11 protein-coding genes are annotated in these 12383 nt (G+C 65.4%); 2 read left to right on the top strand and 9 right to left on the bottom strand.

The window, feature by feature from the left end; all coding sequences use genetic code 11:
• Positions 1–65: 65 nt before the first annotated feature.
• From G404_RS19410 to G404_RS19940, 4 genes are all read right to left on the bottom strand, one after another.
• Positions 66–1010, bottom strand: coding sequence for a LysR substrate-binding domain-containing protein (locus G404_RS19410; protein WP_051280847.1), 945 nt, complete (start codon positions 1008–1010; stop codon positions 66–68).
• Complete coding sequence (locus G404_RS0115905) at positions 1010–1993, bottom strand: NADPH:quinone reductase (RefSeq protein WP_028641959.1); 984 nt, start codon at positions 1991–1993, stop codon at positions 1010–1012. Before G404_RS0115905 ends, G404_RS19410 begins: the two co-directional genes overlap by 1 nt.
• Positions 1990–2766 (bottom strand): SDR family oxidoreductase, encoded by a 777-nt coding sequence (locus tag G404_RS0115900; RefSeq protein WP_028641958.1) that lies wholly within the window; start codon positions 2764–2766, stop codon positions 1990–1992. The genes G404_RS0115905 and G404_RS0115900 overlap by 4 nt, the downstream gene beginning before the upstream one ends.
• Before the next feature lie 127 nt (positions 2767–2893).
• Positions 2894–4711 (bottom strand): hypothetical protein, encoded by a 1818-nt coding sequence (locus G404_RS19940; protein WP_156906335.1) that lies wholly within the window; start codon positions 4709–4711, stop codon positions 2894–2896.
• A 187-nt stretch (positions 4712–4898) separates the two neighbouring features.
• Between G404_RS19940 and G404_RS0115890 the strand changes: the two genes are divergently transcribed.
• On the top strand, positions 4899–5573 hold the full coding sequence (locus tag G404_RS0115890) for a Crp/Fnr family transcriptional regulator (RefSeq protein ID WP_028641957.1): 675 nt from the start codon (positions 4899–4901) through the stop codon (positions 5571–5573).
• On the opposite strand, the gene G404_RS19935 is transcribed toward G404_RS0115890, so the two are convergent.
• Entirely contained in the window at positions 5570–7165 is a 1596-nt protein-coding gene (locus G404_RS19935) for a hypothetical protein (protein ID WP_051280844.1), read from the bottom strand. The two genes, G404_RS0115890 and G404_RS19935, sit on opposite strands and share 4 nt — an antisense overlap.
• A 187-nt stretch (positions 7166–7352) precedes the next feature.
• Positions 7353–7724: a UrcA family protein gene (locus G404_RS0115880; protein WP_028641956.1), complete on the bottom strand. Its 372-nt coding sequence runs from the start codon at positions 7722–7724 to the stop codon at positions 7353–7355.
• A gap of 235 nt (positions 7725–7959) precedes the next feature.
• Here G404_RS0115880 and asd point away from each other — a divergent pair, with 235 nt between their 5' ends.
• A complete protein-coding gene (asd, locus tag G404_RS0115875; RefSeq protein ID WP_028641955.1) occupies positions 7960–8784 on the top strand; it encodes an archaetidylserine decarboxylase in 825 nt (274 codons plus the stop codon).
• Positions 8785–8787: 3 nt separating this feature from the next.
• Here the strand turns inward: asd and G404_RS19395 are convergent, their stop codons facing one another.
• Genes G404_RS19395 through G404_RS19390 form a run of 3 tightly spaced genes read right to left on the bottom strand, consistent with a single transcriptional unit; the run spans position 8788 to position 11894 of the window.
• On the bottom strand, positions 8788–10335 hold the full coding sequence (locus G404_RS19395; RefSeq protein ID WP_051280842.1) for a DHA2 family efflux MFS transporter permease subunit: 1548 nt from the start codon (positions 10333–10335) through the stop codon (positions 8788–8790).
• A gap of 7 nt (positions 10336–10342) precedes the next feature.
• Positions 10343–11422, bottom strand: coding sequence for an HlyD family secretion protein (locus G404_RS0115865; protein ID WP_028641954.1), 1080 nt, complete (start codon positions 11420–11422; stop codon positions 10343–10345).
• Positions 11415–11894: a MarR family winged helix-turn-helix transcriptional regulator gene (locus G404_RS19390; RefSeq protein WP_051280840.1), complete on the bottom strand. Its 480-nt coding sequence runs from the start codon at positions 11892–11894 to the stop codon at positions 11415–11417. Before G404_RS19390 ends, G404_RS0115865 begins: the two co-directional genes overlap by 8 nt.
• Between the last annotated feature and the right edge of the window lie 489 nt (positions 11895–12383).

The following is a 12383-nucleotide window of genomic DNA, read 5'->3' as shown; positions in this document are numbered from 1 at the left end:
CAAAGTGTCGCGCAAGCGTGCCGTTTGGCACAAACGAGATTTTCACTCCCGTGGGTTAGCTTGATTCATGCTTGGCGCGGGGCAAATTCGCGCACCAGCCCGGGGTCGCGCCGCGGTGCCAGATCCGGATCGTGTTCGACCTGTTCGACCAGCCATCGGACAAACGCGCCGGCGCTGGCGGACTTCATCCGGTTGTCGATATGGCTGATGTACCACACCCCGCCGGCTGGCACCTCGCAGTCGGGGAACAGCGGCACCAGCGCGCCATCAGCCAGGTCTTCGGCCGCATAAGGTTGCATTGCAATCGCCGCGCCAAATCCGCGCGCCGCCATTTTCAGTGCGTGGTCATAACTGTCGAAGTGCAGCCCCCCATCGAGGTCAATGCCAGTGACGCGATGCGCCGCCAGCCACTGCCGCCAATCTGAGGCTGAGGGATGTACCTGCAGGATCGTTGTTTGCGCCAGTTGATCAGGCCGTTCGATTGCTGCGGCCAGTTGCGGGCTCGCCACCGGAAACAGTGTGGGCGAAAACAGATAGACATTGTGCAGCAGCGGGTTTGCTGGCCAGCCGATCATCAGGGCCAAATCAATGCTGTCGTCATCGAAATCGGGATCAACCTGGGTGGTGATCACGCGCAGATCAATCCCGGGATGACGCTGCCGAAACGCACCCAGCCTGGGAATCAGCCAGCGCACCGCGATCGTCGAATAGGTCTGCACCGACAACACGTCGCTGCGTTGGCCGGTGCGGACCGCGCGCGTGCCGGCCCAGATGTGGTCGAATGCATCCTTAAGGTAGGGAAAGTATTTTTCTCCCGCAGGCGTCAGCGCGATCGACCGGGCGCTGCGCCGGAACAGCGCCATGCCCAGCACCTGTTCCAGATGTTTGACCTGATGCGAAATGGCCGAAGGCGATACGTGCAATTCAGCCGCCGCCAGCTTGAACGACTGGTGCCTTGCCGCCGCCTCGAACGCGCGCAGGCTGGCCAAAGGAGGAAAATTGCGCGCCATCAGCCGATATCGATAACGGTGTTTCCGATTAGCGATCCGCTTTCCACAGCGTCATGCGCCCTGGCGGTGTCTTTCAGCGGCACGCGCAGCGCTATGCGCGGGTTCAGCGCGCCGGCCTCCATCGCCGCAGCCAGGCGTTCGACCGCGCGCGCGCGGTCGGCTGGCCCCAGCAGATAAACCAGCAACATGCGCACCGTGGCATTGGCAAACATCAGCGGATAGAACGGCAGTTCGGGCGTGGGCACCGCCATCGATCCATAGGTCGCGATGACCGCGCCGGGGCGGATGATCCGGGTGGTGATGGGCAGGTTGCCGCCGAATTCGACCTCGATCACGCGGTCGACACCGGCACTGCCGATATGGCCGCGCACAGCTTCTACCACGTCTTCGCTGCGATAATCGATCACGTGATGCGCGCCTGCCGCGCGCGCCACTTCGGCCTTGGCCGCATTGCTGACAGTGGCGACCACCCGCGCTCCGGCCCAGCGCGCCAACTGGATCGCCAGTTCGCCCACCGCGCCGGCACCGCCTGTTACAAACACGGTCTGCCCTGCGATGTCACCATCGCAAAACAGCGCGTGGGCGGCAGTCATCGCCGGAATGCCAAGGCAGGCGGCACCGGCAAAATCCATCGCATCGGGCAGGGCGACGGCCTGGTCGGCAGGCAGGCACACGAATTGCGCTGCCGTGCCCAGCGACCTGCGCCATGCCGCGTTCCACACATAGACCCGCGTGCCGACACGCGCGCCCGGAACGCCCGTGCCAACCGCATCGATCACACCCGCGCCGTCGGAATGGGGGATCTGAAACGGCAGCGTCATCGGCCCGCGTGCGCCGCTGCGGTTTTTTACGTCCGACGGATTGACCCCCGACGTGGCCAGCCGCACGCGCACTTCGCCTGCCTGCGGCCATGGTTCCGGCCGCTCGCCAAAGCGCAGGACTTGTGCTGCAGGGCCGACTGCGTCGTACCAGACTGCTTTCATGATACCGGCTCCAGATCCAGCCACAGCCCCTCGGTATGGCCATCGACGGCCAGCGCCTGGCCCGAAATGTTGCGAGCGGCAGGCCCGGCAAGATACAGGGCCAGCGCGACGATCTCGTCGGGCTGGATGAACCGGCGCATCGAGCTTTGCCGCTGGTATTCGTTGGCCACCTGATCGTGGGTCAGCCCGCGCGCGGCCGCATCGCGGTCGATCACCCCGCGTATGCGCGGTCCTTCGACGCTGGCCGGGCAGATCGCGTTGACCGTGATGCCGTCCGGGCCCAGTTCCATCGCCCAGGTCTTGGTCAGACCGATCAGCGCCCATTTGCTGGCCACATACGGGCTGCGCAACGGGCAACCGAACAGTCCGGCATTGGACGACAGGGTGATGATCGTGGCCTGATCGCCCCGGCGCAGGCGCGGGATGGCCAGCCGCGTGGCCAGGAACGCACCGTTCAGATTGACGTCGATCGTGCGGGCAAAGTCGGCCGGCGCAATATCCTCGCACCGCCCGGTTGGCCCCGAAATCCCGGCATTGTTGATCAGCACATCCAGCGTATCGCCGATGCTGTCGAAAAACCGCACCATGTCGTCGTGGCTGCTGACATCGGCCAAAGTGGTGTGGAGCGCCGGATGCGCCTGTGCCACCGCGTCAATCGCTGCCGCGTCGGCATCGCACAGGTGCACGTCATACCCCAGCGCCAGAAACCCCTCGGCCAGCGCGCGTCCGATGCCCGAGGCGCCGGCGGTGATGGCAATGCGGCGTGATGTCATCGAACAGGCAGCCTTTCGTGTGATGCTGCCGTGCTTATCGGGCGACCAGGGCCACGACAAATGACCTGTTTGCCGCGATGGGTGAAAAAAATTCGCGTGTTGCAGGTGATCGGGCGCAGGCCCGGTTTCAGCCGGGCAGGGCCAGCGGCCGCGCATGGTGGGTGCGGTGCCAGTCGGCCGTGTCGGTGGTCAGCAGGGCGGTCAGATGTGCGATCCGGCGCTGCAACGTGTCGAACGCCAGGTCGTCTTCGTCCAGCGTGTGGCGCAGTGCCTGCATGCGGTCGTGCGTTTCGTGCGCGCGTTCGGCCACGCTGGCAAATTCGCCCTGCATGCGTATGCCATAAATCGCGGCACCCAGCGCGGGAAGGCCGGCGGTGATCATCGTCATGCCGACCAGAAACACGTGCGCGGTGGATTCGGACAGTTCGCTGCGCGTGATCGCCAACAGCGCCTCGACCGCCATGGCCACGATGCAGGCGATCGCCGTGGCGGCAAACAGCGCGGTTCCGGCCAGATGCAGGCGGTGTTCCAGCCGGTGCATGCGGCCTGCCTCCTTGGCCAGATAGGCGATCTGTCCGTCGATCAGGTGGACCAGCCCGTTGCGCACATCGGCCAACCAGGCCTGATCGATCCGCGCATCGGGCAATCCGCATTCGCGCGCGGTCTGGCGCAGCACATGGCGTACCCAGTCGGGGCTGGCGGCGGGATCGCTGCGCCCCGACATCGGACCCAGCCCGACTTGCGCAGCAATGGCCAGGCAGCGCAAACCTTCGGCCAGATTGCGGTTGTCAAGCCAGCGATGATGCCATCCGCTGCGATTGCCGGTGCGTGTCAGCGTCAGCACGGCGCCGATCGTGGCCAGTTCCAGCGTCACCATCACCGGCTTTGCCGCGATCGGCAGCGCCAGGCTGATCAGGGTCAGGATCACGGCAAGGGCCGACAGCGTGAAATTGGCGACATAGCCGCTGCGGAACAGTTGCGCAGCCTGTGCCGCGATCATGTCGGCCTGGACAAACTGCGGCGCCAGGACCGTGTTCAGACGATCGGCAAAAGCCCCGCCACGCATTGCAACCGGCGCGAAACACGCGTGCAGATCCGCATCGGCCGACGCGGGGTCGGGCGCCGCGCGCCAGCGTTTCACGCCGGCTGCCGCCAGCAACAGCGGATAGGCCACGGCAAAGCCCGTGCCGCGCGGGCGGGCACCGGACATGTTGGCCAGCATGGCGCGCCTGCCCCGATCGTCGGGGGGCAACAGGATTTGCGCGATCAGCCGTGGCAGGCGATCGAGCCCGCCGCGCGGCACGGTTTCGATATCCTGCTGGCCCAGATCATGTTCGGTCAGCCCATCCCACAACAATATCGGTGGCGCGGCGGCCTCGGGATCGAGGCGGATCACCGGAATGTCGCGTGCAACCGCTTCGGCCACGATTTGCGCGGTGCCGCCGCGCCCCTGCGCCGGCTGTCCATCCCATATCGCGATCAGGATATCGGCCTGGGCCAGCACAATGCGGCCCGCGCGTTCATAGGCCGCAGGTGCGGCATCGGGCCGGGTGGGGCCTGCAATTTCAAACACCCGCGTCGACGCTGCAATCAGGTGGTCAAACGTCGCCCGGTCGTGCCGGTCGGCAAAATCGGCGGCATAGTGTTCGCGCGCAAAGGGCAATACGCTTGACAGCATCCAGCCGCGCTCAAGCGCTGCTTCGGCAACCATGCTGTCGGCGCCATCGGCCAGCGCACCGACCAGATGAAACCGGGCATCGGGCGCAGCGGCGCGCCCGGCCTGTTCGATCCGGGCCAAGGTGGCAAGGACCGTATCGGCCACGTCCGGCCGGTCCAGGCGTGCGGCACGATGCCCGGTGACGCCGATCGACAGGATCGGGGGTGCGGTGCCCGTGGTTCGGCCCGGCGATGTGCTGCGCGCATTGCTGGGGGCGGGTTCGCTCATCAGGGTCAAGGCTAACGCCCCCCGGTGGCGCGGGTCAACCGGCAATCACACCACAATGGGCGGCAGGCATGAACCGTGCAAGGCGGCGTGGACAAATCCCCGCAGCTTTTGCTCCGGCCCCTGGGGGGCCCTGTAAAAAGCCCCGGCGGCGTTGCGGAATTTGTCCACGCCGCCTAAAAGCTGCGCCATGGATGCGCCGCCCGATACCGCCGCCCGCATCGTGACGGGCGAAGCCTTTGCCTGCAATCCGGAAACCGCAGCGGTGATTGCGGCACGCGCCCGGTTGCGCGATCATCCGGCGCACAGTGTGATCATCGGCATCGATCACCACCACGATCATGTTCACCTGCTGCTTGACGGACAGGCGCGGATGATGGCCTTTGCGATCGATGGCCGGCTGGTGGCGATCGAGGACTTTGCGCGCGGCGATCTTTTGGGTGAAGCGCACCTGTTCGACCCTGCGGCCCCCGGTCACGAGATTGGCGCCGTCACCCGCAGCAGTTCCGCCGCATTCGGCCAGGCGGTGTTCCTGGACCTGATGACCAATTACAGCTGTGTCGCGCTGGCTGTGTCACGGCGGCTGGTGGCGCGCCTGTCGCGGATTACCCAGCGCATGGTCGAAGGCGCCACCTTGTCGGCCAACGGGCGGATTCATGCCGAACTGTTGCGCCAGGCACAGGCCGGCACCGATCTGACCATCCGTCCTGCGCCGGTGCTGGCCCAGTTTGCGCTGCACGTGCAAAGCACCCGCGAAACCGTGTCACGCGCGATCAATGCGCTGGAAAAACGCGGGATTATCGTGCGCGACGAAACCGCCTTGCGCGTCGTGGCCCCGCACCGGCTGGAAGAACTGATCTTTTAGGGGCGGCACACCGGTGAAAGCGCATACAGCCGCGTGTCGCCGACTTCGCCGACGTGTTCGGCGATGATCTCGGCCGAACGGTTGATACACAGCGCCGACGCCATCGTTTCGCTGGCGGTCAGCACGCCGGGCATGGCGGCCGTGGCAATCGCCATGCAATCGGCGGTGGCGCGCCCGACCAGCGCCGGCGGCAGATCCAGCCAGTGGGCCAGGCCATGGTGTCCTGCAATGCGCAAGGGCAGCGCCAGCGGTGGCATCGCCAGCAGCGCCACAGCATAGTCCCAGGCCTTATCGGGATCGGCAAAGGCCACCAACAGGGCATTGCCCACCGGCATGGCAAGGTCGGGCTGGATGGCCATCGCGGCGCAGGCGGCGCGAAACGGCGCGATCACGCTGTCCACTGCATCGGCAAAGCCCGCCTCGTCAAAGCGATCGAGGCCGTCGAACAGGATCATCAGCATCGTCGCCAGCCGCCGGTCGGCGCGCCCCTCGGGCACCGGCGCGCGGCTCGACGCGGGCACCGGTGCCGTGCGCGGGCCGACGATGCAGTGCTGACGGCCCTTGTCGCGCCAGCGTTCGCCGATGCGCTGCGTGCCAAGGCCAGCGCCGAAACGGCCCGGGCCGCCGTCGGTCAGCAGCAATTGCCATGCCGCGCTGTGCAGCCGCTGCGCGTTGAGCGCGGCGGCCCCCATCGCCACATCAGCGGCCAGCTGCGTCGCCAGCGGTTCATACGCGCCCGACAGCGATGTCACGCACTGCACCGATTGCGCCGCATCAAGACAGGCGTAAAACCGGGGGTACCATGCCGGATCATACGGCGTGACCGACTGCGCAACAAAGGCTTCGACGCCGATCGGCAGGACCACGTGCAGTTCCCCTCCGCGCGCCAGAATGGCTTCTGCCAGCACGATATCGCCGCCTGCGGCCAAGGCGCCATAGCCAAAGCCGATCGAGTGGTCTTCCATCCAGCGATCGATCGTCTGGCGCAAATCCCCGCAGTCTGCCGCGGCAAGGCCAAGGTGCCCTGCATAGCTGAGCGAAACCGGTGGGCGGAACGGATCAAGCCAGTCCGGGGCCAGACCCAGGCCATCGCAGATCAGCGTCAGCTGGCGCAAGGTCGTCGCCCGATCGGCCCAGCCATCGGGATCGGCAGCGCATGCCTCGCGCATGGCCTGTGCCGCCAGGTCGACCGCGCCGCACAGCAAATGGGCCTCGGCCCGCGTCGCAGCGATGAAATAGGCGGTTTCGTCAAGGCGGGGTTGTGCCGCCATCCAGCCGGGCAGGGCCTGCGCCAGTGTCCGCGCGCGCGCGCGATCCCCCGCCAGAAATCGCATCGTCGCCTCGTTGATGCGGGTATAAGGTTGGGGGCGCAAGGCGTCGGCGGCGGCATAGGCCTGTGCTGCATCTTTGAGCAGGATCAGCCGGTCGGGCCCGCTGGCGCGCAGTGCTGCATCCTTCAACAGGCGCGCGCGTGTGGCCAGCGCGGCGGAATCATCGGTGCGCGTGCCCCAACCACCGGCTTCGAACAGGGCGTTGGCATAGCCGATGCTGCCTGCCCGGGCGGCGGTGATGATGGCGGCAAGGCTGGGCATGGGATCATCGCCTCATGGTGGTTTCGGCGTGGGCGATCAGACATCTATGCCCGATAGCAACGCGTGGCAATTTCAATGACGCCGGCCATGCGATCGGGCCGGGATCGCCCTCGTGCAAACTGGCGGCCATGGCCGACACTTTGCGGGACAAGAGCGACGCCGGCCCGTTTTCACATGCCGTGTCTGGTCAGTTGGCCGGCTTTGCTGCCGGATCGGCGGTGGCGACATGCACACCGCTGGCGCGCAAGGCCATTTCACGCTTGGCTTCGATCTGGGCCATGCCGGTCCGCACCGCCGCCTTGTAGCAATCGCGTTCGCTGTCGTTGGTCACCCCGTTGCCGAAATGATCGGGGGCGCAGATGGTGTAGGCCAGCCGGTGCAGGCGCTTTACCAGACGGTCGACCGAGGCCTGCGAGGTAAAATCGGTGGTCGAAACCTTGATTTCGCCCTGCGGCAGCGCGTCGGCATCGGCGGCCAGCGCCGGGGTCGACACAGCAACAAAACCCGATGCGATCACGGCCAGAGCGCCGGTGCGGACGATGGTGGAAATGGTGGTCATTGGTCGTCTCCTGAATGTTGTGTTCAGGCCCTGTTGCCTGACACACACCGGATTACGCCGCAGGTTCTGCGTTTGCGCGTGACGGCCATCACGCCTGCAGTTTTTTGTGATTTATCCGGGTTGTGGCCGGACACCGGACTTGCGCTCTTTCGCGCCCGCGCTGCTGCGCCTATGCGCAGGGCCAGTGTTGAGGCGGATTGAAGGAAATACCAGGGTGTCGGATCGATTGACCGCGTTGGCGCAGTCCATATTGCCGCGCCGCGCCCTGACCGAGGCGGTGGGGCGTGTGGCGCGCGCGCGGCTGGGCACGATCACCACTGCGATGATCCGGCTGTTCGTACGTCGGTTTGCGGTCAACCTGGCCGAGGCCGACGTGTCGGACCCGCGCGGCTATGCCTCCTTCAACGATTTCTTCGTCCGCGCGCTGCGCAGCGACGCGCGCCCGATCGATCCGGCATCGCTGGTCAGCCCGGTCGATGGCCGGATCAGCCAGTTCGGCGCGATTGCCGACGGCCAGATCTATCAGGCAAAAGGGCACGGTTTCAGCACGGTTGACCTGCTTGGTGGCGACAGCATACGGGCAGGACACTACCGCAACGGCCGGTTTGCCAATCTCTATCTCAGCCCGCGCGATTACCATCGCATCCACATGCCCTGCGATGGACGGCTGGTCGCGATGACGTATGTGCCGGGCGATCTCTATTCGGTCAGTCCGGCCTGTGCACGTGCGATCCCGGGCCTGTTTGCGCGCAACGAACGCGTGGTGTGCCATTTTGCCACCGATCATGGCCCGATGGTGATGGTGCTGGTCGGCGCGACGATCGTGGGCAGCATCGCCACCGTGTGGCACGGCACCGTCAATGCCCCGCGGCCCGCGCATCTGCGGCATTGGACGTATGACCAGGATACCGTCGCCCTGCGCAAAGGTCAGGAAATGGGCCGGTTCCTGATGGGATCGACCGTGATCATGCTGTTTGCATCAGGCGATATGCGGTTCAACCCCTGTTGGCATGCGGCGGGCGCGGTGCAACTGGGCGAAATGATGGCACACATCGATTGACAGTCAGTGCGCCGCTTCGGCCGCGGCTGCGGCCACATCGACGGTTTTTGACGCTGTGCCGGTCCTGACCAGCAGCAGCAGCGGGATCGCCGCGACGCAGGCCACGCTCATCGCCAGAAAATCGTCGAGATAGGCGATCATCGCCGCCTGCTGGTTGACCATGCCATCGACCGTGCCCAACACCATTGAACTGAACGGGGCAAAAGCCGAATGCATGTCGCCGGGAAAGGCGCTGGCCACAGATGGCAGGCGGCTGCCGATTTCGGCGTGGTTGATCTGCACATTGCGCGCCAGCAGCACGGTCACGCCGGCCACCCCGACCGAGGATCCGACATTGCGGAACAGCATGGTCAGGCCCGAGGCATCGGTGCGGTGGCGCGGATTGAGCGTGGCGAACGAAATCATGTTCACCGGCATGAACGAAAAGCTTAATCCCACCCCCTGGATCACGCCGCTGATCACGATCGGCCCGCGTGGCATATCGACCGACCAATGCGCCATCAGCCACAGCGACAGGCTCATCAGGCACAGCCCCATCGCCAGCAGCACGCGCGGGTCGACGCGGTTCATGAACCGGCCGAACAGCGTGATCGACAGCAGCATCCCCACCCCGCGCGGCGCCAGCAACAGGCCCGACTGCATCGGGCTGTATCCGTAGATCTGCTGCATCAGCCCGGGCAGCAGCGCCATGACCGACATCATCACCAGCCCCATCAGCAACGTGAACACCAGCCCGATCGAGAAATTGCGATCGCGAAAGATCTCTTTGGGAAACAGCGGTGTGCGCGCGGTGGCCAGATGGACCAGCGCCATCCACAGGCACGATGCCGCCACCACCGCCTCGATCACGATCTCGGACGAAGCGAACCAGTCGCGATCCTGCCCGCGATCAAGCACCAGTTGCAGCCCCGACACCGCCGTTGCGATCAGCAGCCATCCGAACAGATCGATCCTGCGTTCGCGACGCGGGGTGTTGGGCATGAACAGCCACAACAGCGCGAAACAGCCGATGCCCACCGGCAGATTGACATAGAACACCCAGCGCCAGTTGAAATTGTCGGTCAGATAGCCGCCGATGATCGGCCCGGAGATCGGCCCCAGCATCACGCCCTGGGTATAGATCGACATCATCCGCGGGCGTTCGGCGGTGGTGCTGGTGTCAAGGATCACGGTCTGTGCCAGCGGCGCCAGGAACGCACCGGCCAGCCCCTGCATGATGCGGAACACCACCATCTGGTCCAGGCTTTGGGCCGCGCCGCACAGCATCGAAGACACCGTGAACAGCGTGACCGAAAACAGCAGCATGCGGCGGATGCCCACGCGATCGACCAGCCACCCGGCCAATGGCAGCACCACGGCAGAGGCCAGGACATAGCTGGTCAGCACCCAGGTGATGGTATCGCGCGTCGCCCCGAGCGATGCGGCCATGTGCGGCAACGCCACGTTGGCGATCGTCGTGTCCAGCGTCTGCATGATCATCGCCGCCATCACGCCCGCCAGCAGCAGCGGGCGGTTGCGCACGATCAGCGGGGGCAGATCGGCCTGGGCCACGGCGGCGTCAGTCCTTGCCGGTGTGGATGGTGACGTTGGAACTCAGCCCGGCGATCAAGGGGCGATCGCTGTGGCTGTCGATGGCGATCCGCACCGGTACGCGCTGCACCACTTTGACCCAGTTGCCGGTCGCGTTCTGCGCGGGCAGCACCGAAAATTCCGATCCCGTGCCCGCGCCGATCGAATCGACGTGCCCCTTCAGCACCAGTCCCGGATAGGCATCGAGCGTGACCTCGGCGGGTTGTCCGGCGCGGATATGGCCAAGGTCGGTTTCCTTGAAATTGGCTTCGACGCGTGCGCCATCATCCTTGACCACCGACACCATCGGCACGCCCGGAAACGCCATCTGGCCAATCTGCAGGCGCGTGACCTGCGTCGCCACACCATCGGCGGGCGCGCGCACGACCGTCCGCGCCAGATCGAGCGCCGCGCGCGCGCGGGCAGCGCGCGCGGCCGCCACGCCGGGGTTCTGCCCGGGCACCTGGCTGCCGGTGGCCAGCTGCGCGCGCGCCTTGGTTACCGCCGCCTCCAGGCTGGCGACTTTGTCACGCGCGGCATTCACCGCGTGTTCGGCCTCGTCCATGGCGGCGCGGGTGTTGAACCCGCGTGCCATCAATTCCTTGCCGCGCCGGTAATTGGCCTCGGCCAGCGCAAGATCATCGCGCGCGCTGGCGATATCGATCGTGTTGGCGCGCACATCGGCCTGCAAGGCGGTGATCCGTGCCTGCGCGCCGGCTATCTGCGCATCGGACTGCTCGATGCTGGCTTCGAAATTGGCCGGGTTGATCGTGAACAGCACATCGCCTTTGTGCACATGCTGGTTTTCACGGACCCGCACCGAGGTGACCTGGCCGGTGATTTCTGCTGCGACCGAGACAATGTCCTGCTTTACATAGGCGTTGTCGGTATCGACTTCACCGGGATGGCCAAACCAGTACCACAACGCGCCGCCGATCAGCACCGCAGGACCCGCAATCATCGCGATGGCCCGCCACCGCCGCCGCTCGGTGCGCGCGACATGTGCCTGCGCCGCGACAACGGCGGCGGTACCGGGATTTTCGGCACGGAACGGATCGGCTTCAGCCATGGATCATGCTTTCAAGGGGCTCGTGGGGGGCGGATGGCATGACATCGTCGGGCATGTTGGCCGACAGGTTGGTCCGCACCCGTTCGAGCAGCGCCAGCAGCGTGGCATGGTCGGCCGCACTGAATCCCGTCAGGGCTTCGGCGAACACGCCATCGGCAAAACCCGCCAGCCGGTCCATCTGGCAATCGGCCTGCGCAGTAAGGAACAGGTGCCAGGTGCGGCGGTCTGCCGGATCGGCACGGCGTTCGACCAGGCCGGCCTTTTCCAGTCGATCGATCATCCGTCCGGCGGTAATTGCCTCAACCTCAAGCCAGGCGGCAATCGCGGCCTGGTTGATGCCGGGGGTGCGGCGGATCGCGGCGAGCATGCGCCATTGCGCGCCGGTCACGCCCAATTGCCGTGCGGCAACATTGAACCGTTTGCGGAACAGGCGTCCGACATCAGTTGCCAGAAAAGCGACGTTGTTCGACATGCGGTGGCGATAATAGCAGTGCTTATTGCCGTCAAGGATGGCCTCGCACCGCGCGGTGGCGCGTCATACCGACGATTCGCCGGAAATGGGGGGGCGGCGACGCGCGGCTGGGGCCAAACACGTTGGCAACGCGTCGCGACAATGCGCGCAATCCCACTGCAAAGCGGGAATATTTTGTGAATATTGCAAAAAAAATGCAAAATCCAATTGACCGTATGGAGGACGCTCCATATAGGCGGCTCCACCAAGACGGACTGGCCCGGTTGATCCGGTGTTGCTGTCCTGGTCGCCAAAAATGGACGGACAGTCATCCCCTCGAGAGTATCGAGGGAGGGTGATTGGCCGCCTACATTTGTCGGTGGTTCTTTGACATTGTTGATTAGATGAAGGGACATGTGGGCGACGGCGCCTGCTACCGGGGGTCTTTGGGCTCTGGATGGCAGTATAAATCAAGCCGAAGTCTGTATGTCCTTCGTATCCATTACGTTT

This window comes from Novosphingobium acidiphilum DSM 19966 (assembly GCF_000429005.1).
GTDB classification, from domain to species: Bacteria; Pseudomonadota; Alphaproteobacteria; order Sphingomonadales; family Sphingomonadaceae; genus Novosphingobium; species Novosphingobium acidiphilum.
The sequence above is the reverse complement of the archived record's forward strand: the minus strand, read 5'-3'. Positions and strand labels throughout refer to the sequence as shown.

Bases quoted from the DNA above. Each gene is read 5' to 3' on its own strand.
- G404_RS19410 (WP_051280847.1), bottom strand. From the start codon at position 1,010: ATGGCGCGCAATTTTCCTCCTTTGGCCAGCCTGCGCGCGTTCGAGGCG.
- G404_RS0115905 (WP_028641959.1), bottom strand. From the start codon at position 1,993: ATGAAAGCAGTCTGGTACGACGCAGTCGGCCCTGCAGCACAAGTCCTG.
- G404_RS0115900 (WP_028641958.1), bottom strand. From the start codon at position 2,766: ATGACATCACGCCGCATTGCCATCACCGCCGGCGCCTCGGGCATCGGA.
- G404_RS19940 (WP_156906335.1), bottom strand. From the start codon at position 4,711: ATGAGCGAACCCGCCCCCAGCAATGCGCGCAGCACATCGCCGGGCCGA.
- G404_RS0115890 (WP_028641957.1), top strand. From the start codon at position 4,899: ATGGATGCGCCGCCCGATACCGCCGCCCGCATCGTGACGGGCGAAGCC.
- G404_RS19935 (WP_051280844.1), bottom strand. From the start codon at position 7,165: ATGCCCAGCCTTGCCGCCATCATCACCGCCGCCCGGGCAGGCAGCATC.
- G404_RS0115880 (WP_028641956.1), bottom strand. From the start codon at position 7,724: ATGACCACCATTTCCACCATCGTCCGCACCGGCGCTCTGGCCGTGATC.
- G404_RS0115865 (WP_028641954.1), bottom strand. From the start codon at position 11,422: ATGGCTGAAGCCGATCCGTTCCGTGCCGAAAATCCCGGTACCGCCGCC.
- G404_RS19390 (WP_051280840.1), bottom strand. From the start codon at position 11,894: ATGTCGAACAACGTCGCTTTTCTGGCAACTGATGTCGGACGCCTGTTC.